The following is a 24,802-nucleotide window of genomic DNA, read 5'->3' as shown; positions in this document are numbered from 1 at the left end:
GTGGGCACAATTGGCGTGGCTGTTGGACAGTGCGCAACGGATGGGGAGGCAGGAGCGACGGTGGCGGAACGGAGCACGGCTGCCGTCGAGGTGGCCGACAACAGCGGTGACGAACCGCCGGCCGCCCAGGCGGACAAGGCCACCACCGACGGGGTGGCGAAAGCCCAGAAGACAGAGGACGACAAGCCCGGGGAGCCCGTGGCCGAGAAGCCGGGGACGTCCGAGGCCGAGAAGTCGGCGAAGTCCGGCGCCGGGAAACCGGCCGAGGCGGGCGGCGAGAAGCGCCAGGAGACCCGGCCGGCAGTGGCGGCACCCGAACTCCACAGCGGCCACAAACTCGCCGGACGCTACCGCCTCGAAGAGTGCGTCACCCGTCTGGACGGATTCAGCAGCTGGCGCGCGGTCGACGAGAAGCTGCGCCGCGCCGTCGGTGTCCACCTCCTGCCCGCCGACCACCCCCGAGCCCGCTCCGTGCTGGCGGCCGCCCGTTCCTCCGCCCTGCTCGGAGACCCGCGCTTCGTCCAGGTCCTCGACGCCGTCGAGGAGAACGACCTCGTCTACGTCGTCCACGAGTGGCTCCCCGACGCGACGGAACTCACCGCGATCCTCGCCGCCGGCCCGATGGAGGCCCACGACGCCTACCAGCTCGTCAGCCAGGTCTCCCAGGCGCTGGCCGCCGCGCACCGCGAGGGCCTGGCCCATCTGAAGCTGACACCCGGGGCCGTCCTGCGCAGCTCCACCGGCCAGTACCGGATCCGCGGCCTCGCCGTGAACGCCGCCCTGCGCGGCATCAGCGCGGAACGCCCCCAGCGCACCGACACCGAGGCGATCGGCGCGCTCCTGTACGCGGCGCTGACGCACCGCTGGCCGTACGAGACGGACGCGTACGGCCTCGCGGGGCTGCCGAAGGGCGTCGGTCTGATCGCCCCCGATCAGGTACGGGCCGGAGTCCACCGCGGCCTGTCCGAACTCGCCATGCGCGCCCTGGTCAACGAAGGCGCCACCGCCTCGCGCCAGGACCCGCCCTGCACCACCCCGGACGAACTGGCCAAGGCAGTCGCCGAGATGCCTCGCGTCCGGCCCCCGGAGCCCACGTTCGCCGCCCCGCCCGAGTACCAGCGCACCACCTACCAGCAGGGCTCGTACGCGCGCCCCGCCACCCGGCCCATCGGTCAGCCGGCCGCACGGCCCGTGCCCGTCCCGCCGCCGCCCCTGCAGAGCCGTACCGGCAAGGCGTTGAAGTGGACGGTCTCCGCGCTTCTCATCGCCGTGCTGGGCCTCGCCAGCTGGCAGGTCGCCGACTACATGCTCAACCGCAAGAACTCCGACGAGACGCCCCAGTCCCAGTCGGCGGACGGCGACCAGCAGAAGCCCCCGCCCCGGACCCCGAAGAATCTGAAGATCGCCGACGCCGCGGTGTTCGCGCCCGACGGCTCCGGCGTCAAGGAGCAGGACGTCCCCCTGGCCACGGACGGCAACACCGGCACGGCCTGGATCACCCCGAAGTACAACGGCTACGCGAACTACGGGAATCTGCCCAACCGCAAGGGCGGCAGCGGGATAGTCGTGGATCTCGGCAGCGTGCAGGATGTGTACGGCGTCGATGTCGCCATGTACCGCAGCGGCCAGAAGGTCCAGGTCCTCGCCGCCGGCGAGAACGCCTCCTCACCGGCGGGCCTGTCGGACTTCTCCCAGCGCATCACCGAACTGGGGCAGACCGGCAGCGATGTGAAGGCCGCCCTGGACAAGCCCGTCAGAACCAGATACGTACTGATCCACATCACGGAACTCGCTCCGGACACCTCCGCGAACGAGTTCCGGGGCGGAATCTCGGAGATCAAGGTCATAGGCTGACCCTGCGGACCAGGGGAGGGGGCTCACCGTTGGAAGACGCCACACTCGGCGACGTGAACGACCAGGACCTCCTGGCCCGGCACGTCGAGGGGGATCCTGACGCCTTCGGTGAGCTCGTACGACGCCACCGCGACCGCCTCTGGGCCGTGGCGCTGCGCACGCTGGGAGACCGCGAGGAAGCCGCCGACGCCGTGCAGGACGCGCTCGTGTCCGCCTTCCGCGCCGCCCACACCTTCCGCGGCCAGTCCGCCGTGACGACCTGGCTGCACCGCATCACCGTCAACGCCTGTCTCGACCGCGCGAGGAAGGCCGCCTCCCGCAAGACGTCTCCCGTGGACGACACGGAGCGTCTGGAACAGCTTCTCGAACCTCACGAGTCCGCCGAGGCCCCCGCCGAGCGCCAGGACCTCCACCGCCAGCTTCTCGCCGCCCTCGCCAAGCTGCCCGCCGACCAGCGGGCCGCGCTGGTCCTGGTCGACATGCAGGGGTACCCCGTAGCGGAGGCCGCGCAAGTCCTCGACGTACCCGTCGGCACCATAAAAAGCCGCTGCGCGCGGGGCCGGGCCAGGCTCCTGCCGATGCTCACCCATCTACGGGAGAGCACCGGCGGCACCGGTGGGAGAGGCGGTCTGGGACCACAAAGGAACCGGACGCCGGGGACATCCGTCCCATCGGAGCCGGGACCGCCGAACAGAGGACCGGACACAGGGCCAGACACCGGACCAGACGCGGGACCACAGGGTCCTGCCGCCGTGAAGGGAGGAGGTGGGCGCGCGTGACAACCACGACCGGCACGACCGAGCACCCGGACGTCTCGGAGATCTCCGACCTCACGGAGGGCCTGCTCTCCCCCGCGCGGAGCGCCGAGCTGCGCGAACATCTCGACAGCTGCTCGCTGTGCGCCGATGTCCACGAGTCACTGGAGGAGATCCGGGGACTGCTGGGCTCGCTGCCGGGCCCGCCGCGTATGCCAGCCGACGTGGCCGCCCGGGTCGACGCCGCCCTGGCCGCCGAGGCGCTGCTGAGCGCGACCGCACCGGATCCGCTCGTGGTGGAGTCGATCGCCGATGTTTCACGTGAAACATCGCGCCCCACGGAAGCCACCGACAAAGCCATCACCGAAGCCACCGACGAAACCACCACCGAGACCACCGCAGCGTCCGCCGACGGCGCCCCGGACTCGCGCGAGCCGGCGTCCGAGCCCGTCCCCGCCGCCGACGCTCCCCGGACGGACCGCGCGGACCGCCCCGCCGGCCGCCCACGGGCGGCCACCGGCCCCGGCCGCGCCCGGCAGCAGCGCCGCCGTCGCGGTGCGATCCTCGGCGCCGTCTTCGGAACGGCGGCGATCGGTGTGAGCGTTCTGCTGTTCCAGACGTCGTCGCTCTCCGGTGGAGACGGTGCGTCCTCCTACAAGAGCGACGCGGGAGCGAGCCAGGCCGACGGCGGCGGTGCGTTCTCCGGGACCGGGATGCGGGAGAAGGTCCACACCCTGCTCAAACCCGCCCCCGCCACCGGCGAGCCACGTGTGGCCGAGGGCCAGGAATCCACCAAGGAAGCGCCCAGCACCTCGGCGTCCCCCAAGCTGATGCAGCAGGTGCCGCCCTGCATCCAGCAGGGGACGGGCCGGCCGGACACGCCGCTCGCCGCCGAGAGGGGTACGTACGAGGGCACGGACGCCTACCTCCTCGTCCTGTCGGACCCCACCGACGGCAGCTTGGTGCAGGCGTATGTCATCGACGCGGCGTGCGTCGACAACGTCCCGCCCGTCAAGGGTGAACTCCTGCTCACGCAGACCTACCCCCGCCGCTGACAGACTGCCCGGCGCCGCCGGGACCTCGCGGGAATGCGAGGCCCGTAGGATCCGTTGGGTGGGGTGAGAGTCCTGAACCGCCCCGTTGGCAGTAGCAGGCAGTCTGCAGAGACGAGGAAGAAACCCGTGAGCGACGTTCGTAATGTGATCATCATCGGCTCCGGACCGGCCGGCTACACGGCTGCGCTCTACACCGCACGCGCGTCGCTGCATCCCCTCGTGTTCGAGGGTGCCGTCACCGCCGGTGGCGCGTTGATGAACACCACCGACGTGGAGAACTTCCCCGGCTTCCGCGACGGCATCATGGGCCCCGACCTGATGGACAATATGCGGGCGCAGGCGGAGCGGTTCGGTGCCGAGCTCGTCCCGGACGACGTCATCTCGGTCGACCTCACCGGGGAGATCAAGACGGTCACCGACACGGCGGGCGTCGTGCACCGGGCCAAGGCCGTGATCGTCACGACCGGCTCGCAGCACCGCAAGCTGGGGCTGCCCCGCGAGGACGCCCTCTCCGGACGCGGTGTCTCCTGGTGTGCCACGTGTGACGGGTTCTTCTTCAAGGACCAGGACATCGCGGTGGTCGGCGGCGGCGACACGGCGATGGAGGAGGCGACCTTCCTCTCCCGGTTCGCCAAGTCCGTCACGATCGTCCACCGCCGTGACACCCTGCGGGCCTCCAAGGCCATGCAGGACCGGGCCTTCGCCGACCCGAAGATCCGGTTCGCCTGGGACAGCGCGGTCGAGGAGATCCACGGCGAGCAGAAGCTCTCCGGTCTGACCCTGCGCAACACCAAGACCGGTGAGACGTCCGAGCTGCCGGTGACCGGGCTGTTCATCGCCGTGGGCCACGACCCGCGTACCGAGCTCTTCAAGGGCCAGCTCGACCTCGACGGCGAGGGCTACCTCACGGTGGACGCACCCTCGACGCGCACCAATCTCACAGGCGTCTTCGCCGCCGGCGACGTCGTCGACCACACCTACCGTCAGGCGATCACCGCCGCGGGCACCGGATGTTCCGCGGCCCTCGACGCCGAACGCTTCCTCTCCGCGCTGGCCGACGGCGAGAACGCCGCCGAGCCGGAGAAGAGCGCCGAGGCGGAGAAGACCGCCTCCGTCTGATCAGCAGCACCGCATACCCACACCCCATGAAGTGAGGAGGCCGCCGTGGCCGGCGACCTGAAGCATGTGACCGACGACTCGTTCGATGAGGACGTCCTCAAGAGCGACAAGCCCGTACTGGTGGACTTCTGGGCCGCCTGGTGCGGACCGTGCCGCCAGATCGCTCCGTCGCTCGAAGCCATCGCGGCCGAGCACGGCGACAAGATCGAGGTCGTCAAGCTCAACATCGACGAGAACCCGGCCACCGCAGCCAAGTACGGCGTCATGTCCATCCCGACGCTGAACGTCTACCAGAACGGCGAGGTCGCCAAGACCATCGTCGGCGCCAAGCCCAAGGCCGCCATCGTGCGCGACCTGGAGAGCTTCATCGGTGACAGTGCGCCGGTGAGCAAGGAAGCCACCAACTAAGCACCGCGCACACGCACCACGCACCACGCGCGATGTTTCACGTGAAACGGGCCCGTCCCCCCGCAGAGGGGGACGGGCCCGTTTCTTGTCCGATCAGAGCGGTCTGAGCGCCGGGTCCTTCTGCACCGCGCCCAGCAGCCTGTCCAGCGCGTGCTCGACGTCTTCCTTCCAGGAGAGCGTCGTCCGCAGATCCAGCCTCAGCCGCGGGTACGCGGGATGCGTCCGTACGGTCTTGAACCCCACCGCCAGCAGATGGTCCGCCGGCAGCACACAGGCCGGCTCCTTCCAGCGCGCGTCCCCGAACGCCTCGATCGCCTTGAACTCACGCCGCAGCAGATCCTTCGCGACCGTCTGCACCAGCACACGGCCGAGCCCCTGCCCCCGATAGCCCGGCATGATCCAGCCGGTCATCAGCTGTGCGGCGTCGGGAGAGACCGGACTCGTCGGGAACGCCGTGGCGCGGGGCACGTACGCCGGAGGCGCGTACAGAACGAAGCCGACGGGCACATCGTCCACATAGACCAGCCGGCCGCACGACCCCCACTCCAACAGGACGGCCGAGATCCAGGCTTCCTTCTCCTGGCGGGCCCTGCCGGCTCCTACCGCCGCTTTTCCCCTGACCGGATCAAGCTCCCAGAAGACGCACTCCCCGCATCGCCGGGGGAGGTCGGGAAGGTTGTCCAGCGTGAGCGGTACGAGCCGACGCCCCATCGAGGCAGTTCCTCACTTCCTGCGCCTGCCGCGCCACGAGCCGCAGTCAGCGCGCTGCGCTCCCGAAGCAGGCTGCCGACGAAGCCGCCGACGACCCCCAGGCCCAGTCCAGCTGACATCAGTTGGCTGCGGCTCACCAATTGCATGGCCCCGCCCTTCCTCTGAGGTGGATCAAGGTGGATGCGCCATACCAGAACGCATCGTATCCACCCAGAGGTGCCTCGCACAGCGGGGGACGGCAAAGGGCGGGCCGTGTTCCGGTACGCACCGGACAAGGCCCGCCCTGATAGCGGTGTGCGGAGGGTCAGCCCTCGTCGGGTTCCAGTCCGTTCGACCGGTCCGGGCCGTCCACGCCGTCGGTGTCGTCCCCGTCCTCGTCTGCGGGTCCCCTGTCCAGGACGCGCCCCTCACCGGGGGCGAGAGTGCCGAGGATGCGCTCCAGATCGACCAGTGAGGCGAACTCGACGGTGATCTTCCCCTTCTTCTGCCCGAGGTCGACCTTCACCCGGGTCTCGAAGCGGTCCGACAGCCGGGAGGCCAGATCGTTCAGCGCGGGCGACGGCAGCGCGCCGGCCCGCAGCCCCTTCGACCGGGGCGTGCTCTTGGGCCGTGAACCCATCAGGGTCACGATCTCCTCGACGGCACGCACGGACAGCCCCTCGGCCACGATGCGATGGGCCAGCCGGTCCTGCTCGTCCGAGTCGTCCACCGAGAGCAGCGCCCTGGCGTGCCCGGCCGACAGCACCCCGGCGGCGACCCTGCGCTGCACGGGAAGCGAAAGACGCAGCAGCCGCAGCGTGTTGGAGACCTGCGGACGCGAGCGTCCGATCCGGTCGGCCAGCTGATCGTGCGTGCAGTGGAAGTCCTTGAGCAACTGGTCGTAGGCGGCGGCCTCTTCCAGCGGGTTCAGCTGTGCGCGGTGGAGGTTCTCCAGCAGAGCGTCCAGCAGCAGCTTCTCGTCCTCGGTGGCGCGGACGATCGCCGGAATGCGCTCCAGACCGGCTTCCCGGCAGGCCCGCCAGCGCCGCTCGCCCATGATGAGCTCGAAGCGCTCCGGCCCCAACTGCCGTACAACGATGGGCTGGAGCAGCCCCACCTCCTTGATGGAGGTGACCAGCTCGGCGAGCGCGTCCTCGTCGAACACCTCACGGGGCTGCCGCGGGTTCGGCGTGATGTAGTCCATCGGCACTTCGGCGAAGTACACGCCTTCCGGCGCGGTCACCTCGGCCGGAACCGGCGTGTCCTGGGCGGGAATCTCCGCCGTCGCCGGCGCGGGCGTCTGCGGCAGCGTCGTCACCTTGGCCGCCGCGACACCCCGCTCCGCCGTCAGGACCGGCCCCTGCCCGGAGGAGTTGGCCTCCCCGGAAGAGGTCGCCTGCTTCTCCTGCGGAGCCGCGGGGATTAGCGCATTGAGCCCACGCCCCAAACCTCTACGTCGGTCGCTCACTGCGTCCCCTCCGAAATGCTCTGCTGACTGTTGCCGATCGCGTGGGCATGCTTGACGTCGTAGCTCATGCCGACCCCACGCAGGGCGATTTCACGAGCGGCCTCAAGGTACGACAGCGAGCCGCTGGAACCCGGATCATAGGTCAGTACCGTCTGCCCGTAGCTCGGTGCCTCCGAGATGCGGACCGACCGAGGGATGCTCGTCCGCAGCACCTCCTCACCGAAGTGGCTGCGGACCTCGTCGGCCACCTGCGAGGCGAGCCGGGTTCTGCCGTCGTACATGGTGAGCAGAATCGTGGACACATGCAGGGTGGGGTTCAGATGCGCCCGCACCAAGTCCACGTTCCGGATCAGCTGCCCCAGCCCTTCGAGCGCGTAGTACTCGCACTGGATGGGGATCAGCACCTCGGCGCCGGCGACCAGCGCGTTGACGGTCAGCAGGCCGAGCGACGGCGGGCAGTCGATCAGGATGTAGTCCAGCGGCTGCTCGTACGCCTCGATCGCCCGCTGAAGCCTGCTCTCCCGCGCGACCAGCGACACCAGCTCGATCTCCGCACCGGCGAGGTCGATGGTGGCGGGCGCGCAGAAGAGACCTTCGACGTCCACGACGGGCTGGACCACCTCGGAGAGCGGCTTGCTCTCCACCAGGACGTCATAGATCGAGGGGACTTCGGCGTGGTGATCGATCCCGAGCGCCGTGGAGGCGTTGCCCTGGGGATCGAGGTCGACCACGAGGACGCGCGCGCCGTGCAGCGCGAGCGAGGCGGCGAGATTGACCGTGGTCGTGGTCTTGCCGACGCCGCCCTTCTGGTTGGCGACGACCATGACCCGTGTCTGCTCCGGGCGTGGCAGGCCCTCACCGGCGCGACCCAGGGCCTCCACGGCCAGCTGGGCGGCGCGGCCGATGGGGGTGTCGTCCATCGGGGGCGGTGATGTTTCACGTGAAACATCGCCGCCCGACGACTCGGAACGGGGACCGGGGACCGGATCGGTCATCGGTCCCGCGATGTTGGCGTCGGACCGCAAGGATTCACTCTCCTCGACTTCAGGCTCGCAATGAGGAGAGCCTGCCATGCTTTCGGGGTCGGGAACCAGCGAGGCCCGTGGTTCTGTGGATGAATCCATATCTGTGGCCAACCCGGTACCCCTTACGAGGGGTTTCTTGCCCCGCGGTGTGGAAGCGGCGCGACCTCGGCCGATAATGCCCTGCAGCAGTGAGCGACGTTTCACGTGAAACACGATGCACTCGCTGCGGGGTCAGACCGTCACGACACTCCGCAGTGGATGGTCCGGGCTGCTTCTATGGAGCAGCACCGGCAGAGATCGCCGACGGGGACCACCGGTCACCGTCGGCGGCGGCGTCACCGGCGGCGGCGTACCCGGTCCGCGCGGGCGGCCTTGGCGCGCTTGGTGGCGAACCGCACCCCGCCGGGACTCTCCCCGACCTCCGCGCGCACCACGGTGGCCGGCGGATCGACCAGACCCTCGCCGACCCGCAGCACCGAGGAATCGACCACACCGAGCTTGCTCAGCGCCGACCGGGCGCCCTTCAGCTCCTCCTCGGCCGTGTCCCCCTTGAGCGCCAGCATCTCTCCGTACGGGCGCAGCAGTGGTACGCCCCAGCCGGCCAGCCGGTCCAGCGGTGCCACGGCGCGTGCCGTCACCACATGGACGGGCTGGAGCGTCCCGAGTACCTCCTCGGCGCGCCCCCGTACCACCGTCACATGGTCCAGGCCCAGGAGCTCGACCACTTCCTGGAGGAAGTTCGTGCGCCGGAGCAGCGGCTCCAGGAGCGTGATCCGCAGATCCGGCCGTACCAGCGCCAGCGGGATCCCCGGCAGCCCGGCGCCCGAGCCGACGTCACAGACGCTCACACCCTCGGGCACGACCTCGGAGAGCACCGCGCAGTTCATCAGGTGCCGCTCCCAGAGCCGCGGCACCTCACGCGGCCCGATGAGACCACGGGTGACTCCCGCGTCAGCGAGAAGCTCCGCGTACCGGACGGCCGCCGGGAAGGAGTCCCCGAACACCGTCCTCGCCTCGTCCGGCGCAGGGGGAAGCTCTTCTGCCTCCGTCACGGGAACCGTCCTTCCGTTCTGAACCACCAGGGTGTGGCTCACAGTCACTGTGTGGCTGACAAAGTTCGGCCCCGCCTGTGGACAGACGGGGCCGAGAACCGAGAGACCGCTCAGGCAGGGAGTACGACGACGAAGCGCTGCGGCTCCTCGCCCTCGGACTCGCTCCGCAGTCCGGCCGCCGCGACGGCGTCGTGCACGACCTTGCGCTCGAAGGGCGTCATGGGGTTCAGCTTCACCGGCTCACCGGTGCTCTTCACCTCGTCGGCCGTCTTGGCGCCCAGTTCGGCCAGCTCCGTGCGCTTCTTCGCCCGGAAGCCGCCGATGTCCAGCATCAGCCGGCTGCGGTCGCCGGTCTCCCGGTGCACCGCGAGCCGCGTCAGCTCCTGGAGCGCTTCGAGCACCTCGCCGTCCCGCCCGACGAGCTTCTGCAGATCACGGCCGCTCACATCGCTGATGATCGAAACCGCGGCCCGGTCGGCCTCGACGTCCATGTCGATGTCGCCGTCGAGGTCGGCGATGTCGAGCAGACCTTCGAGATAGTCGGCCGCGATCTCGCCTTCCTGCTCAAGACGGGTGAGGGTGTCGCTACCCTCGGCGGCGGCGGAGATGGTGCCTTCCGACACGGATGGACTCCTTCTTACTACGGGCTGGCTACGGGCCTTCGGGCTACGGGAAGCTGCGCTTACTTCTTGGTCGGGTGCTTGGGCCGCTGCTGGCCCTTGCGCGCCCCGGCCTTGGCCCGTGCGCCACCGCTGCCGTTCTTGCGCGGTGGCTGCTTGGGCTGGCTGTCCTTCGGCTCGTCGTTCTTCTGCAGCGACGTCTTGGGCGCGGCGTCGGCGACGTCATCGTCCGAAGGCTTCGTTCCCGAGGTCTTCGACGCGGGCTGCTGACCGCCGGCCTGTCGCTTCGACTTGGGCTGACGCTTGGGCTGCTGCCGCTTCGCACCGTGCGACTCGCCCTCGGGCAGGGCCTCACCCTTGATCACCGTGCCGTCCGGCTGGGCGACAAGACCGGTCTTGGAGAGGCTGTTGACGAACTTACGCTCATTGTCGTTGCGGTCGGGCCCCTTGGCCACGATCGCCGAGACGATGTTGCGCCTGCGCTTCGAGCGGACCTCGTTGTGCGTGGCGATGCTCTTGAGCAGCCGCTGGAGGTACTGGTCCTGGGCCTTGCTGCCCGGAGTCGGGTTCTGGTTGATCACGTACATCTGCTGGCCCATGGTCCACACGTTGGTGGTCAGCCAGTAGACGAGGACACCGACGGGGAAGTTGATGCCCATCACCATGAAGATCAGCGGGAAGATGTACATCAGCATCTTCTGCTGCTGCATGTACGGCGTCTTGACCGTCAGGTCGACGTTCTTCGTCATCAGCTGGCGCTGCGTGTAGAACTGCGACGCCGACATCAGGACGATCATGATCGCGGTGACGACGCGTACGGAGACCTGCGTGGCGTCCAGGGACGCGACCTTGTCGGCGCTGTCGGTGAACTTGGCGGCCAGGGGGGCACCGAAGATGTGCGCCTGTCGCGCGCTGTCGAGCAGCGACTGGTTGATGACGCCGATCGTCTTGCCCGACGCGATGCTGGAGAGCACGTGGTAGAGGGCGAAGAAGAACGGTGACTGCGCCAGGATGGGAAGGCACGAGGAGAGCGGGTTGGTGCCCGTCTCCTTGTACAGCTTCATCATCTCTTCGGACTGACGCTGCTTGTCGTTCTTGTAGCGCTCCTGGATGGCCTTCATCTTGGGCTGAAGGACCTGCATGTTCCGGGTCGACTTGATCTGCTTGACGAACAGCGGGATCAGACAGATCCGGATCAGAACCACCAGGGACACGATGGACAGTCCCCAGGCCCAGCCCGTATCGGGGCCGAAGATCGCCCCGTACACACTGTGGAACTGGACGATGACCCACGAGACTGGCGTGGTGATGAAACTGAAGAAACTGGCAATCGTGTCCACTAATCAAGCTCCTTGAGCATTGGACGAGGTCTCTGCGGCCGGACTCGGAGTTTCGGGGGCCGAGGCCGAACCCCCGGAAGGCACGCCGGCGGCGGATTGCCCGCCCTTGGTGCCGCGCCACGCGTTGCGCAGCAGTTCATGCCATCGCGGGCGCTTGCGCGGTGGGACGTGGTCCACACCGCCCGGCGACCACGGATTGCACCGCAGAATGCGCCAGGCCGTGAGACCGGTGCCCTTGACCGCGCCATGCCGGTCGATGGCCGTGTAGCCGTAGTGGGAACACGATGGGTAGTACCGGCAGACGGGCCCGAGCAACGGGCTGATCGTCCACTGGTACAGCTTGATCAGAGCCAGCAGCGGGTACTTCATCGCGCGCCCCCTCCCAGCAGCCGCTCAAGGGCGGCGTCCAGGTCTCGGGCCAGCTGTGCATGGTCGGCGTCGCCCGCACCGGGCAGCGCTCGTACGACAACCAGGCTACCGGGGGCCAGCCGGGACAGCCGATCGCGTATGAGGTGACGGAGTTTCCGCTTCACCCGGGTCCGTACGACGGCCCCGCCCACGGCTTTGCTTACGACGAAACCCGCCCGCGTCGGGGGATCGCTCTCCCCAGGCGCGTGCGGGCCCGTAGTACCGCTACGTAGATGTACGACAAGAAGCGGGCGTCCGGCCCGTCGTCCCCGGCGTACCGCGGTCGCGAAATCCTCGCGCCGCCTCAGCCGATTCTCGGTAGGCAGCACGTCATAACCTGTTGGCGATCAGGCGGACAGGTTGGCGCGACCCTTGCCACGGCGGTTCGCGAGAATCGCGCGGCCGGCACGGGTGCGCATACGGAGCCGGAAGCCGTGGGTCTTGGCACGACGACGGTTGTTCGGCTGGAAGGTGCGCTTGCTCACTCGGGGGCTCCAGAAATGATGATTGGGAGGGCGGGACATCGCCTGGCTGTCACCGTGCGCCCACGAGAAGCTCGCGATTACGCCCGAGTGCACCGCTTCACGACCACAGATCGTGATCCTTGCCCATCGGAGGCAGGCGGCAGCAGCCATCGACAACTCGACCTGGTCACGGTACGCGCGGCTACGCCATACGGTCAAACCAGCTAGCTGCCACGTTCCATTATGCACAGCCTGTGGACAACAACTTGAACCGCGTGGGTCGGCCTGACTACCGTGGCTGAACTCCGGATTCTTTTCCGCCGGTCTTCCCACCCGTCCCGAGAACCACATATTCGTGGGACCAGCGAGAGAGCGTGCCCTGTGGCTGACGTACCTGCCGATCTTGCCGCAGTGTGGCCACGAGTGCTGGAGCAGCTCCTCAGGGAGGGCCAGCAGGGCGTCGAGCCCAAGGACAAACAGTGGATCGAGCGATGCCAGCCACTCGCACTGGTGGCCGACACCGCCCTGCTGGCCGTGCCCAACGAGTGGGGCAAGCGGGTGCTCGAAGGGCGCCTGGCCCCGCTCATCAGCGAGACCCTGAGCCGCGAGTGCGGCCGGCCGATCCGTATCGCCATCACCGTGGACGACTCGGCCGGCGACCCCGCACCGCTGCCGCCCCAGCAGAACCGCTACCAGAACCCGCAGCACGACGACGGCCGCGATCCCCGTCACGACGACCCGCGGTCGGACGACTCCCGGCACGACGACATGCGCCCGGACGGCGGCTACCACCCCTACGGGCGCCGCTCCTCCGACGACGACGGCATGCCGACGGCCCGGCCCGCGTACCCCGACTACCAGCAGCAGCGCCCCGACCCCGGCGCCTGGCCCCGGACGCAGGAGGACCTGTCCTGGCAGCAGCAGCGGCTCGGCGGCTTCCAGGACCGTGATCCGTACGCGACCGCGCGGCCGCAGCAGCCCCAGCACGACTACCGGCCGCCGCAGCCGCAGGAGAGCCACCCCTACGAGCAGCAGCGGCAGCAGCGCCCCGAGCGGCACGACCTGGACCCGCAGCAGTCGCGGCACGGCGGCCGGGGCGGGGCGACGGGGCCGCTCGGCGCCCAGGCGTCGCCGCCGCCGGGGCCCGGCGAGCACCACGCGCGCCTCAACCCCAAGTACCTCTTCGACACCTTCGTCATCGGGGCGTCCAACCGGTTCGCGCACGCGGCCGCCGTCGCCGTCGCGGAGGCCCCGGCCAAGGCGTACAACCCGCTCTTCATCTACGGCGAGTCCGGACTCGGCAAGACGCACCTGCTGCACGCGATCGGCCACTACGCGCGCAGCCTCTATCCCGGCACGCGGGTGCGGTACGTGAGTTCGGAGGAGTTCACCAACGAGTTCATCAACTCCATCCGCGACGGCAAGGGCGACACCTTCCGCAAGCGCTACCGGGACGTCGACATCCTGCTCGTCGACGACATCCAGTTCCTGGCGAGCAAGGAGTCGACGCAGGAGGAGTTCTTCCACACCTTCAACACGCTCCACAACGCGAACAAGCAGATCGTGCTGTCCTCGGACCGGCCGCCCAAGCAGCTGATCACCCTGGAGGACCGGCTGCGCAACCGCTTCGAGTGGGGCCTCACCACCGACGTGCAGCCGCCGGAGCTGGAGACGCGTATCGCGATCCTCCGTAAGAAGGCCGTGCAGGAGCAGCTGAACGCCCCGCCCGAGGTGCTGGAGTTCATCGCCTCGCGGATCTCCCGCAACATCCGTGAGCTGGAGGGCGCGCTGATCCGGGTGACGGCGTTCGCCTCGCTCAACCGGCAGCCGGTGGACCTCGGGCTGACCGAGATCGTGCTCAAGGACCTCATCCCGGGGGGCGAGGACTCGGCGCCCGAGATCACCGCGGGCGCCATCATGGCGGCGACGGCCGACTACTTCGGGCTGACCGTGGAGGACCTCTGCGGATCCTCGCGCAGCCGGGTGCTGGTGACGGCGCGCCAGATCGCGATGTACCTCTGCCGTGAGCTGACCGATCTGTCGCTGCCCAAGATCGGCGCGCAGTTCGGCAACCGCGACCATACGACGGTGATGCACGCGGACCGGAAGATCCGCGCGTTGATGGCCGAGCGGCGCTCCATCTACAACCAGGTCACCGAGCTGACCAACCGCATCAAGAACGGCTGACAGCGGCGGGCGACGGCCTGACCGGGCCGGGGCGGACACGTCCGCGACCGGCTTCAGGACGCTTCGAGGCGCTTCGGGACACCGTCCCGGGGCGCCTTCGTCATGCCCTTCGTGATGCCCGGCGGCGTGTCCGGCGGGTCATCGGGGTGTGACACGCCCTCAACCACTGTTCGAATAAGGGGTGTCGAGGCCGGGTTCTCCACAGAAAACGGCCCGATCTCCCGTCCACACCCTGGGGATGGATAAGTTGTCCAGACTGCGTCCACAGGCGGGCCGACCGGAAGTGGATCATGCCAGGTCAGACCCCTGGGGATTTGTGGCCAACTTTCTTCCACAGCCTGTGGACAGTTTTCTCGCCCACAGGCACGAGGTCCGGTTGTCCACCGGCGGCCCACAGGCACCGGCCTGTTGCCCACAGCTTCGACCCGCTTCTCCACATCGCTGTCCACTGTTCGGCAACAGAACACGACTGTTCACCGTGTCGAGTGAAAGGCGTCACACCAAGGTTGCCTCGGACCCTGTGGGGAACGTCGGAAAAGCTGGGGACGACCCTGGGGAGAAGTCGGGGTGTCCTGTGCACCGCCTGTGCAGAACTTTCGGCCGTCCACAGAGCGACGGGGTTGTCCACCGTCGGCGCCCACAGGGCCGGTGGACAAAAAAGTGGCCTTGACCTGCGAAAACGACGTTATCCACGGAATCCACAGGCCCTACTACTACTAACACCTGGAGTTACCTGGGAATCTGCTTCGAAGTGGGTGCTGTGCACAACTCGGTGCCGGAGCACTCCCGCCCGGTTGTCGCGACTTGACCCCGAGCAGCACCGAGTGTCGGTGCCGTACGTCAGACTGGTCCCCGGCAACCTCACCCTGCCCATGGCGGAGTGAGCTCATGCCGACGACGAAGAAGGCCGGCAGGGCGAGTCAGCAACAGCAGGAGGCGGTTCCGGTGAAGATCCGGGTGGAGCGCGATGTACTGGCGGAGGCGGTGGCCTGGGTGGCCCGTAGCCTCCCGGCCCGTCCGCCGGCCCCCGTTCTTGCGGGCCTTCTCCTGAAGGCCGAGGAAGGCGCGCTCAGCTTCTCCAGCTTCGACTACGAGGTCTCGGCCCGGGTCTCGGTGGACGCCGAGGTCGAGGAGGACGGCACGGTCCTGGTCTCCGGCCGGCTTCTCGCCGACATCTGCCGCGCTCTCCCCAACCGGCCGGTGGAGATTTCCACAGACGGTGTACGGGCGACGGTGGTCTGCGGCTCCTCGCGGTTCACGCTGCACACCCTGCCTGTGGACGAGTACCCGGCACTGCCGCAGATGCCGACCGCCACCGGCACCGTGCCCGGTGAGGTCTTCGCCTCCGCCGCCGCCCAGGTGGCCATCGCGGCGGGCCGTGACGACACACTCCCGGTGCTCACCGGCGTACGGATCGAGATCGAGGGCGACACGGTCACGCTCGCCTCGACCGACCGCTACCGCTTCGCCGTCCGCGACTTCCTGTGGAAGCCGGAGGTCTCGGACATCTCCGCGGTCGCCCTGGTGCCCGCCAAGACGCTGCTGGACACCGCCAAGGCCCTCACGAGCGGCGACACGGTCACCCTGGCGCTCTCGGGCTCCGGTGCGGGCGAAGGGCTGATCGGTTTCGAGGGCGCCGGGCGCCGGACGACCACGCGGCTCCTGGAGGGTGACCTCCCGAAGTACCGGACGCTGTTCCCGACGGAGTTCAACTCGGTCGCGGTGATCGAGACCGCGCCGTTCGTCGAGGCCGTCAAGCGCGTGGCCCTGGTCGCCGAGCGCAACACCCCGGTGCGGCTCAGCTTCGAGCAGGGCGTGCTCATCCTCGAAGCCGGTTCCAGCGACGACGCACAGGCTGTGGAGCGGGTCGACGCGAAGCTCGACGGCGACGACATCTCGATCGCCTTCAACCCGACGTTCCTGCTCGACGGCCTCAGCGCCATCGACTCGCCCGTCGCTCAGCTCTCGTTCACCACCTCCACCAAGCCCGCGCTCCTCAGTGGGAAGCCGGCGCTGGATGCCGAGGCCGACGACGCGTACAAGTACCTGATCATGCCGGTGCGGCTGTCGGGCTGATCGCGTCCCCCCGCCGGGCCTTCGGACCGTCCCACCAGGCCCGGCGTAGGCTCGGGCCGGGGCCGCGCGGCACTGTCGCCGTCCGCCCCGTGCCTGAACGATTGTCGGCTCAACGCTTAAGGAACCACTGATGGAGCTCGGTCTCGTCGGCCTCGGCAAGATGGGCGGCAACATGCGCGAGCGCATCCGCCGCGCAGGCCACACCGTCATCGGATACGACCGGAACGCGGACGTCGCGGACGTCCACAGCCTCGAAGAGCTGGTGAGCAAGCTCAAGGGCCCCCGGGTCGTCTGGGTGATGGTCCCCTCGGGTGCGGCGACGCAGTCGACGATCGACGAGCTGGCGGGGCTGCTGTCCCCCGGCGACGTGGTCGTGGACGGCGGCAACTCCCGCTGGACCGAGGACGAGAAGCACGCGGTGCAGCTCGGCATCAAGGGCGTCGGCTTCGTCGACTGCGGTGTCTCCGGCGGCGTCTGGGGCCTCCAGAACGGCTACGCGCTGATGTACGGCGGCGACGCGGACCACGTCGAGAAGGTCAAGCCGATCTTCGACGCGCTCAAGCCGGAGGGCGACAAGGGCTCGGTCCACGCGGGCAAGGTCGGCGCCGGCCACTTCGCGAAGATGGTCCACAACGGCATCGAGTACGCCATGATGCAGGCCTACGCCGAGGGCTGGGAGCTGCTGGAGAAGGTCGACTCGGTCACCGACGTGCGCGAGGTGTTCCGCTCCTGGCAGGACGGCACGGTCATCCGTTCCTGGCTGCTGGACCTGGCGGTCAACGCGCTGGACGGCGACGAGCACCTGGCCGCCCTGCGGGGTTACGCCGACGACTCCGGCGAGGGCCGGTGGACCGTCGAGGCGGCCATCGACCACGCGGTGCCGCTGCCCGCGATCACCGCGTCGCTGTTCGCCCGGTTCGCGTCGCGGCAGGAGGACTCGCCGCAGATGAAGATGGTCGCCGCGCTGCGCAACCAGTTCGGCGGACACGCGGTCGAGCAGGCGGACGAGAGCACGCCGGGCAAGCCCGGTAAGCCCACCAAGCCGGCCGGTCCCAAGAACAAGAAGTAGCCCTTCGCACTCGCGGAGGGGCGCAGGTACAGGGGAGGTCGGGTCACGTCCATGCATGTCACGCATCTCTCGCTGGCCGACTTCCGTTCGTACGCCCGGATCGAGGTGCCGCTCGATCCGGGCGTCACCGCGTTCGTGGGGGCCAACGGGCAGGGGAAGACCAATCTGGTCGAGGCGGTCGGCTATCTCGCCTCCCTCGGCAGCCACCGGGTCTCCTCGGACACCCCGCTGGTGCGGATGGGCGCCGAGCGCGCGGTGATCCGGGCCGCCGTCACCCAGGGCGAGCGCTCGCAGCTCATCGAGCTGGAACTCAATCCGGGCCGCGCGAACAGAGCCAGGATCAACAGATCTTCGCAGGTCAGACCGCGTGACGTGCTGGGGATAGTACGGACGGTGCTGTTCGCGCCGGAGGATCTGGCACTGGTGAAGGGCGATCCCGGTGAGCGTCGCCGCTTTCTCGACGAGCTGATCACGGCGCGCTCCCCGCGCATGGCGGGCGTGCGCTCGGACTACGACCGGGTGCTCAAGCAGCGCAACACCCTGCTGAAGTCGGCGGCGATGGCGCGACGGCACGGCGGGCGCGGGATGGATCTCTCCACGCTCGACGTGTGGGACCAGCATCTGGCGCAGGTGGGCGCGGAGTTGCTGGCGCAGCGCCTGGACCTGATCGAGACGCTGCAGCCGCTGACGGACAAGGCGTACGAGCAACTGGCGCCCGGTGGCGGGCCGGTGGCCCTGGAGTACCGTTCCTCCGCCGCCGACCCGGAAGGGCCGGGCGGTGAGGTGCCGCGTACGCGCGAGGAGCTGTACGCCCGGTTGATGGCCGCTCTGGCGGGGACCCGCAAGCAGGAGATCGAGCGGGGAGTCACGCTGGTGGGTCCGCACCGGGACGAACTGCTGCTGAAGCTGGGCCAGTTGCCGGCCAAGGGATACGCGAGCCACGGCGAGTCCTGGTCGTACGCGCTGGCGCTGCGGCTGGCCTCGTACGACCTGCTGCGCGCCGAGGGCAACGAGCCGGTGCTGGTCCTCGACGACGTCTTCGCCGAACTGGACGCGCGGCGGCGGGAGCGGCTGGCGGAGCTGGTGGCGCCGGGCGAGCAGGTGCTCGTCACGGCGGCGGTGGACGACGACGTGCCGGACATTCTGGCCGGGGTGCGGTTCACGGTGGCCGACGGCACGGTGGAGCGGGCATGAGCGGCGCGGAGCGGCCGGACAGGCAGAAGAAGGACGGGCAGGACAAGGGGAGCGGCGTGCTGCCCGACCCCGCGGCCGCGCCGGAGCCGGCCGCACCCGCGCCCGTCGAGTCCTCGGGTGTCGACCTGGCGCGGGTCGCGCTGCGGGCGGCGAAGGAGCAGGCGCGGGCCCGTGGCGCGGCGGCGCAGCAGAAGAAGCACGTCAGACGGGGTGGTGGCCTGCGGTCGGGCTCGGGGGCCGACGGCCGCGATCCGCTGTCGCTGGGCGCCGCGATCAACCGTCTGATCACCGAGCGCGGCTGGGAGACGCCCGCGGCGGTGGGCGGTGTGATGGGCCGCTGGTCGCAGATCGTGGGTGACGACCTGGCCAGGCACTGTGTGCCCGAGCGGTACGAGGAGGACGAGCGGATCCTCACGGTGATCTGCGACTCGACGGCCTGGGCGACGCAGCTGCGACTGCTGGCCCCGCGGCTGGTGGCCCGGCTGAACGAGGACCTGGGACACGGCACGGTGAAGGTGATCAAGGTGCGCGGCCCGGCCGGTCCGCCGCGGCGCTTCGGCGCGCTGCGGGCGCCCGGCAGCAAGGGCCCGGGGGACACGTACGGCTGAGCGCGACCGTACGGCTCCGGGCGGGCGTCCCGCGCCGGTCGCGTACGGCCGTACGGAGGCGTACGCCGGGACGCGAGCCCGTCGGCCGTACCGCTGCCCGCACCGACGGTCGTACCGCCCGACCCGTTCCGTACGTATCCACGGCCTCCCCGTACGGCTGACCGGGTCGCCCCGCCGTTGACCTCCGCGCCGTCCGGAGCCGCCCGGACCGGCCCGCCGGGGCGCCGAGCGGGTCCCAACAGGCCCTCCGCCAGCCCCACTTCACACCCGTTGCCCGGCACCGCTCCGGGTCCTTCCGGGGACCCCTGTGACCTCGTCGTACGGCTGCGGAGTGTGAGGTGTCCCTCACGGTAGCCGGAGGTTGACAGCCCGAAGCGCTCAAAGCCCGTGTGAGCCTCTTGGAGCCCCTTCCCGAATATGGGGAGTCGGCAGCCGCTGGTTCAGGGCGGCACATGCGGACTCAGGTACCGGCAAACCCCCATTCGGGTCGCCGCTACCGGTAGACTGATGGAGAATCCCGCCTCGTCGGCGGGACTCGCTTTCCAAGACTGTCAAACACTGTCGCAAGCCGAACGACGCAGCCGCTCCCGCCTGTCCGGAGAACGGCCTGTGCTGTGCCAGAAAGGGCGCTTCGTGGCCGATTCCGGCAACCCCAACGAGAAGACTCCGTCCGTAGCCACTGGTGAGAACGGCGAGGTAACGGCCTCGTACAACGCCAGTGCCATCACGGTGCTGGAGGGCCTGGACGCGGTCCGCAAGCGTCCCGGTATGTACATCGGCTCGACCGGTGAACGTGGGCTTCATCACCTGGTGACCGAGGTCGTCGACAACTCCGTCGACGAGGCTCTGGCCGGGCACGCGGACACCATCGACGTCACGATCCTCGCCGACGGCGGCGTACGCGTGATCGACAACGGCCGTGGCATCCCCGTGGGCATCGTCCCGTCCGAGGGCAAGCCGGCCGTCGAGGTCGTGCTGACGGTCCTGCACGCGGGCGGCAAGTTCGGCGGCGGCGGCTACTCCGTCTCCGGCGGTCTGCACGGCGTGGGTGTCTCCGTCGTGAACGCGCTGTCGACGAAGGTCGCCGTCGAGGTCAAGACCGACGGCTACCGCTGGACGCAGGACTACAAGCTCGGGGTGCCGACGGCGCCGCTGGCGCAGAACGAGGCCACGGACGAGACCGGCACGACGGTCACCTTCTGGGCCGACCCCGACGTCTTCGAGACGACGGAGTACTCCTTCGAGACGCTGTCGCGGCGCTTCCAGGAGATGGCCTTCCTCAACAAGGGCCTGACCCTGAAGCTGACCGACGAGCGCGAGTCGGCGAAGGCCGTCGTGGGCGCCGATGTCGCCGGCGACGCGGCCGAGAAGGCCGGCGAGGAGCCCGTGCGCACCGTCACGTACTTCTACGAAGGCGGCATCGTCGACTTCGTGAAGTACCTGAACTCCCGCAAGGGCGAGCTGATCCACCCCACGGTCATCGACATCGACGCCGAGGACAAGGAGCGGATGCTCTCGGTGGAGATCGCGATGCAGTGGAACTCGCAGTACAGCGAGGGGGTGTACTCCTTCGCGAACACGATCCACACGCATGAGGGCGGTACGCACGAGGAGGGCTTCCGCGCGGCGATGACCGGCCTGGTCAACCGCTACGCGCGCGAGAAGAAGTTCCTGCGCGAGAAGGACGACAACCTGGCGGGCGAGGACATCCGCGAGGGTCTGACGGCCATCATCTCGGTGAAGCTGGGTGAGCCGCAGTTCGAGGGCCAGACGAAGACCAAGCTCGGCAACACGGAGGCGAAGACCTTCGTACAGAAGATCGTGCACGAGCATCTGACGGACTGGTTCGACCGGCATCCCAATGAGGCGGCCGACATCATCCGCAAGTCGATCCAGGCCGCCACGGCCCGGGTCGCGGCCCGTAAGGCGCGGGATCTGACCCGCCGCAAGGGCCTGTTGGAGTCGGCGTCGCTGCCCGGCAAGCTGAGCGACTGCCAGTCGAACGACCCGGCCAAGTGCGAGATCTTCATCGTCGAGGGCGACTCGGCCGGCGGCAGCGCGAAGTCCGGCCGCAACCCGCAGTATCAGGCCATTCTTCCGATCCGCGGAAAGATCCTGAACGTCGAGAAGGCGCGGATCGACAAGATCCTCCAGAACACCGAGGTGCAGGCGCTGATCTCGGCGTTCGGCACCGGTGTGCACGAGGACTTCGACATCGAGAAGCTCCGCTATCACAAGATCATCTTGATGGCGGACGCCGACGTCGACGGCCAGCACATCAACACCCTCCTGCTGACGTTCCTCTTCCGCTTCATGCGCCCGCTGGTCGAGGCCGGCCACGTGTATCTGTCGCGTCCGCCGCTGTACAAGATCAAGTGGGGCCGGGACGACTTCGAGTACGCGTACTCGGACCGGGAGCGCGACGCCCTGGTGGAGCTGGGCAAGCAGAACGGCAAGCGGATCAAGGAAGACTCGATCCAGCGCTTCAAGGGCCTCGGTGAGATGAACGCCGAGGAGCTGCGCATCACGACGATGGACGTCGACCACCGTGTGCTCGGCCAGGTCACGCTCGACGACGCGGCGCAGGCCGACGACCTGTTCTCGGTGCTGATGGGTGAGGACGTCGAGGCCCGGCGCTCGTTCATCCAGCGCAATGCCAAGGACGTCCGCTTCCTCGACATCTGAGTCGGTCTCCCGCTGACCGCTTCGAAAGGATTTTGACCAGCAATGGCCGACGAGAACACTCCTGTGATGCCCGAAGAGGTGCCCGCCGTGGAAGGCGTGGGCATGCGTGTCGAGCCCGTGGGGCTCGAGACGGAGATGCAGCGCTCGTACCTCGACTACGCGATGTCCGTCATCGTGTCGCGCGCGCTGCCCGACGTACGGGACGGTCTGAAGCCCGTCCACCGCCGGGTGCTGTACGCGATGTACGACGGCGGCTACCGGCCCGAGAAGGGCTTCTACAAGTGCGCCCGCGTCGTCGGTGACGTCATGGGCACCTACCACCCGCACGGCGACTCCTCGATCTACGACGCGCTGGTCCGTCTCGCGCAGCCGTGGTCGATGCGGATGCCGCTGGTGGACTCCAACGGCAACTTCGGCTCTCCCGGCAACGACCCGGCCGCCGCGATGCGGTACACCGAGTGCAAGCTGATGCCGCTGTCGATGGAGATGCTCCGGGACATCGACGAGGAGACCGTCGACTTCACGGACAACTACGACGGCCGCAACCAGGAGCCGACGGTCCTGCCGGCGCGCTTCCCGAACCTGCTGATCAACGGCTCGGCCGGCATCGCCGTCGGTATGGCCACCAATATCCCGCCGCACAACCTGCGGGAAGTCGCCGCGGGCGCGCAGTGGGCGCTGGAGCACCCGGAAGCCTCGCACGAGGAACTGCTGGACGCGCTGATCGAGCGGATCAAGGGCCCGGACTTCCCGTCCGGCGCGCTGGTCGTGGGCCGCCGGGGCATCGAGGAGGCGTACCGCACGGGCCGTGGCTCGATCACGATGCGCGCGGTCGTCGCGGTCGAGGAGATCCAGAACCGGCAGTGCCTGGTCGTCACGGAGCTGCCGTACCAGACCAACCCCGACAACCTCGCGCAGAAGATCGCCGACCTGGTGAAGGACGGCAAGGTCGGCGGCATCGCCGACGTGCGTGACGAGACGTCCTCGCGTACGGGGCAGCGGCTGGTGGTCGTGCTCAAGCGCGACGCGGTCGCCAAGGTCGTGCTGAACAACCTGTACAAGCACACCGACCTGCAGACCAACTTCGGCGCGAACATGCTGGCGCTGGTGGACGGTGTGCCGCGCACGCTGTCGATCGACGCGTTCATCCGGCACTGGGTGACGCACCAGATCGAGGTCATCGTCCGGCGTACGAAGTTCCGGCTCCGGAAGGCCGAGGAGCGCGCGCACATCCTGCGTGGTCTGCTCAAGGCGCTGGACGCGATCGACGAGGTCATCGCGCTGATCCGGCGCAGCGACACCGTCGAGATCGCGCGCGGCGGCCTGATGACGCTGCTGTCGATCGACGAGATCCAGGCGAACGCGATCCTGGAGATGCAGCTGCGCCGCCTGGCGGCGCTGGAGCGGCAGAAGATCGTCGCCGAGCACGACGAGCTGCAGGCGAAGATCAACGAGTACAACGCGATCCTCGCCTCGCCCGAGCGGCAGCGGCAGATCGTCAGCGAGGAACTGGCGGTGATCGTCGACAAGTTCGGTGACGACCGGCGTTCCAAGCTGGTGCCGTACGACGGTGACATGTCCGTCGAGGACCTGATCGCCGAGGAGGACATCGTCGTCACCATCTCGCGTGGCGGCTATGTGAAGCGTACGAAGACCGACGACTACCGCTCGCAGAAGCGCGGTGGCAAGGGCGTGCGCGGCACGAAGCTGAAGTCGGACGACATCGTCGACCACTTCTTCGTGTCGACGACGCACCACTGGCTGCTGTTCTTCACGAACAAGGGCCGGGTGTACCGGGCGAAGGCGTACGAGCTGCCCGACGCCGGCCGGGACGCGCGTGGCCAGCACGTGGCCAACCTGCTGGCGTTCCAGCCGGACGAGAAGATCGCGCAGATCCTCGCCGTACGGGACTACGAGGCGGCGCCGTATCTGGTTCTGGCCACCAAGGCCGGTCTGGTGAAGAAGACGTCGCTGAAGGATTACGATTCGCCCCGTTCCGGTGGCGTGATCGCGATCAACCTCCGTGAGACGGACTCGGGCGCGGACGACGAGCTGATCGGCGCCGAGCTGGTGTCGGCGGACGACGATCTGCTGCTCATCAGCCGGAAGGCGCAGTCCATCCGGTTCACCGCGACGGACGACTCCCTGCGTCCGATGGGCAGGGCGACATCGGGTGTGAAGGGGATGAGCTTCCGTGAAGGGGACGAACTGCTGTCGATGAATGTGGTGCGGCCCGGTACGTTCGTGTTCACTGCTACTGACGGCGGCTACGCGAAGCGAACCAACGTCGACGAGTATCGCGTCCAAGGACGTGGCGGCCTCGGTATCAAGGCCGCGAAGATCGTGGAGGACCGCGGGTCGCTGGTCGGTGCGCTGGTGGTGGAGGAGACGGACGAGATCCTCGCCATCACCCTGGGCGGCGGTGTCATTCGCACGCGAGTCAACGAAGTCAGGGAGACGGGCCGTGACACGATGGGTGTCCAACTGATCAACCTGGGCAAGCGCGATGCCGTGGTCGGCATCGCTCGTAATGCCGAGGCCGGTCGTGAGGCTGAAGAGGTCGAAGGAGTTGTCGGCGAGGACGCCGACGAGGCTCCGGTGACCGACGGAGTCGCGCCTGCCGAGGACGCTGAGGGCACCCAGCCCTCGGTCGCGGAGCACGAGGAGTAGACAGCGTGAGTGGAGCCACGGGCGCCGGATCGGCCGCTTCCGGAGCGAACGGTGC

At 68.8% G+C, this 24,802-nt stretch carries 21 protein-coding genes; 12 read left to right on the top strand and 9 right to left on the bottom strand.

Going from position 1 to position 24,802, the window contains the following annotated elements; translation table 11 throughout:
* The first annotated feature begins 60 nt into the window (after nucleotides 1-60).
* The 5 genes from ACFUN8_RS04970 to trxA all read left to right on the top strand — a co-directional run bounded on the left by ACFUN8_RS04970 (nucleotide 61) and on the right by trxA (nucleotide 5,191).
* Complete coding sequence (locus tag ACFUN8_RS04970) at nucleotides 61-1,854, top strand: protein kinase family protein (protein ID WP_383631500.1); 1,794 nt, start codon at nucleotides 61-63, stop codon at nucleotides 1,852-1,854.
* A gap of 29 nt (nucleotides 1,855-1,883) precedes the next feature.
* Nucleotides 1,884-2,633 carry an RNA polymerase sigma factor SigM gene (gene sigM / locus ACFUN8_RS04965; RefSeq protein WP_383631497.1) on the top strand — a complete coding sequence of 250 codons (750 nt, stop codon included), beginning with the start codon at nucleotides 1,884-1,886 and terminating at the stop codon, nucleotides 2,631-2,633.
* A complete protein-coding gene (locus ACFUN8_RS04960; RefSeq protein WP_383631495.1) occupies nucleotides 2,630-3,664 on the top strand; it encodes an anti-sigma factor family protein in 1,035 nt (344 codons plus the stop codon). Before sigM ends, ACFUN8_RS04960 begins: the two co-directional genes overlap by 4 nt.
* A gap of 126 nt (nucleotides 3,665-3,790) precedes the next feature.
* The gene (gene trxB / locus ACFUN8_RS04955) at nucleotides 3,791-4,783 is read left to right on the top strand and encodes a thioredoxin-disulfide reductase (RefSeq protein WP_383631492.1); all 993 of its coding nucleotides are present in this window, start codon (nucleotides 3,791-3,793) and stop codon (nucleotides 4,781-4,783) included.
* A gap of 45 nt (nucleotides 4,784-4,828) precedes the next feature.
* Nucleotides 4,829-5,191, top strand: coding sequence for a thioredoxin (gene trxA / locus ACFUN8_RS04950; RefSeq protein WP_382562148.1), 363 nt, complete (start codon nucleotides 4,829-4,831; stop codon nucleotides 5,189-5,191).
* A gap of 93 nt (nucleotides 5,192-5,284) precedes the next feature.
* Here trxA and ACFUN8_RS04945 read toward each other — a convergent pair whose 3' ends face one another.
* From ACFUN8_RS04945 to rpmH, 9 genes are all read right to left on the bottom strand, one after another.
* Nucleotides 5,285-5,902, bottom strand: coding sequence for a GNAT family N-acetyltransferase (locus ACFUN8_RS04945; protein ID WP_383631489.1), 618 nt, complete (start codon nucleotides 5,900-5,902; stop codon nucleotides 5,285-5,287).
* A gap of 304 nt (nucleotides 5,903-6,206) precedes the next feature.
* The gene (locus ACFUN8_RS04940; RefSeq protein WP_383631486.1) at nucleotides 6,207-7,349 is read right to left on the bottom strand and encodes a ParB/RepB/Spo0J family partition protein; all 1,143 of its coding nucleotides are present in this window, start codon (nucleotides 7,347-7,349) and stop codon (nucleotides 6,207-6,209) included.
* Nucleotides 7,346-8,422, bottom strand: coding sequence for a ParA family protein (locus ACFUN8_RS04935; protein WP_079127908.1), 1,077 nt, complete (start codon nucleotides 8,420-8,422; stop codon nucleotides 7,346-7,348). The genes ACFUN8_RS04940 and ACFUN8_RS04935 overlap by 4 nt, the downstream gene beginning before the upstream one ends.
* Before the next feature lie 287 nt (nucleotides 8,423-8,709).
* Nucleotides 8,710-9,426, bottom strand: a complete 717-nt coding sequence (gene rsmG / locus ACFUN8_RS04930) for a 16S rRNA (guanine(527)-N(7))-methyltransferase RsmG (RefSeq protein ID WP_383631482.1) — start codon at nucleotides 9,424-9,426, stop codon at nucleotides 8,710-8,712.
* Between the two features lie 110 nt (nucleotides 9,427-9,536).
* Nucleotides 9,537-10,049: a R3H domain-containing nucleic acid-binding protein gene (locus ACFUN8_RS04925; protein ID WP_023540257.1), complete on the bottom strand. Its 513-nt coding sequence runs from the start codon at nucleotides 10,047-10,049 to the stop codon at nucleotides 9,537-9,539.
* 59 nt (nucleotides 10,050-10,108) lie between these two features.
* The gene (yidC, locus tag ACFUN8_RS04920; protein ID WP_383631477.1) at nucleotides 10,109-11,386 is read right to left on the bottom strand and encodes a membrane protein insertase YidC; all 1,278 of its coding nucleotides are present in this window, start codon (nucleotides 11,384-11,386) and stop codon (nucleotides 10,109-10,111) included.
* A 3-nt stretch (nucleotides 11,387-11,389) separates the two neighbouring features.
* On the bottom strand, nucleotides 11,390-11,755 hold the full coding sequence (gene yidD, locus ACFUN8_RS04915) for a membrane protein insertion efficiency factor YidD (protein WP_383631474.1): 366 nt from the start codon (nucleotides 11,753-11,755) through the stop codon (nucleotides 11,390-11,392).
* Nucleotides 11,752-12,123: a ribonuclease P protein component gene (gene rnpA / locus ACFUN8_RS04910; protein WP_189106262.1), complete on the bottom strand. Its 372-nt coding sequence runs from the start codon at nucleotides 12,121-12,123 to the stop codon at nucleotides 11,752-11,754. The genes yidD and rnpA overlap by 4 nt, the downstream gene beginning before the upstream one ends.
* Nucleotides 12,124-12,141: 18 nt before the next feature.
* Nucleotides 12,142-12,279: a 50S ribosomal protein L34 gene (rpmH, locus tag ACFUN8_RS04905; RefSeq protein WP_014047156.1), complete on the bottom strand. Its 138-nt coding sequence runs from the start codon at nucleotides 12,277-12,279 to the stop codon at nucleotides 12,142-12,144.
* A gap of 360 nt (nucleotides 12,280-12,639) precedes the next feature.
* Here rpmH and dnaA point away from each other — a divergent pair, with 360 nt between their 5' ends.
* From dnaA to gyrA, 7 genes are all read left to right on the top strand, one after another.
* Entirely contained in the window at nucleotides 12,640-14,445 is a 1,806-nt protein-coding gene (dnaA, locus tag ACFUN8_RS04900; RefSeq protein WP_383631471.1) for a chromosomal replication initiator protein DnaA, read from the top strand.
* 945 nt (nucleotides 14,446-15,390) lie between these two features.
* Complete coding sequence (dnaN, locus tag ACFUN8_RS04895; RefSeq protein WP_078079617.1) at nucleotides 15,391-16,521, top strand: DNA polymerase III subunit beta; 1,131 nt, start codon at nucleotides 15,391-15,393, stop codon at nucleotides 16,519-16,521.
* A gap of 130 nt (nucleotides 16,522-16,651) precedes the next feature.
* On the top strand, nucleotides 16,652-17,590 hold the full coding sequence (gnd, locus tag ACFUN8_RS04890; protein ID WP_383631468.1) for a phosphogluconate dehydrogenase (NAD(+)-dependent, decarboxylating): 939 nt from the start codon (nucleotides 16,652-16,654) through the stop codon (nucleotides 17,588-17,590).
* A 51-nt stretch (nucleotides 17,591-17,641) separates the two neighbouring features.
* The gene (recF, locus tag ACFUN8_RS04885) at nucleotides 17,642-18,784 is read left to right on the top strand and encodes a DNA replication/repair protein RecF (RefSeq protein WP_383631465.1); all 1,143 of its coding nucleotides are present in this window, start codon (nucleotides 17,642-17,644) and stop codon (nucleotides 18,782-18,784) included.
* Nucleotides 18,781-19,392: a DUF721 domain-containing protein gene (locus ACFUN8_RS04880; protein ID WP_383631462.1), complete on the top strand. Its 612-nt coding sequence runs from the start codon at nucleotides 18,781-18,783 to the stop codon at nucleotides 19,390-19,392. The genes recF and ACFUN8_RS04880 overlap by 4 nt, the downstream gene beginning before the upstream one ends.
* Before the next feature lie 609 nt (nucleotides 19,393-20,001).
* Complete coding sequence (gene gyrB, locus ACFUN8_RS04875; protein ID WP_383631459.1) at nucleotides 20,002-22,077, top strand: DNA topoisomerase (ATP-hydrolyzing) subunit B; 2,076 nt, start codon at nucleotides 20,002-20,004, stop codon at nucleotides 22,075-22,077.
* Nucleotides 22,078-22,119: 42 nt separating this feature from the next.
* Entirely contained in the window at nucleotides 22,120-24,747 is a 2,628-nt protein-coding gene (gyrA, locus tag ACFUN8_RS04870) for a DNA gyrase subunit A (protein ID WP_383631456.1), read from the top strand.
* Nucleotides 24,748-24,802: the final 55 nt, after the last annotated feature.

The organism is Streptomyces sp. NPDC057307 (genome assembly GCF_042667665.1).
GTDB lineage: Bacteria > Actinomycetota > Actinomycetes > Streptomycetales > Streptomycetaceae > Streptomyces.
The sequence above is the reverse complement of the archived record's forward strand: the minus strand, read 5'-3'. Positions and strand labels throughout refer to the sequence as shown.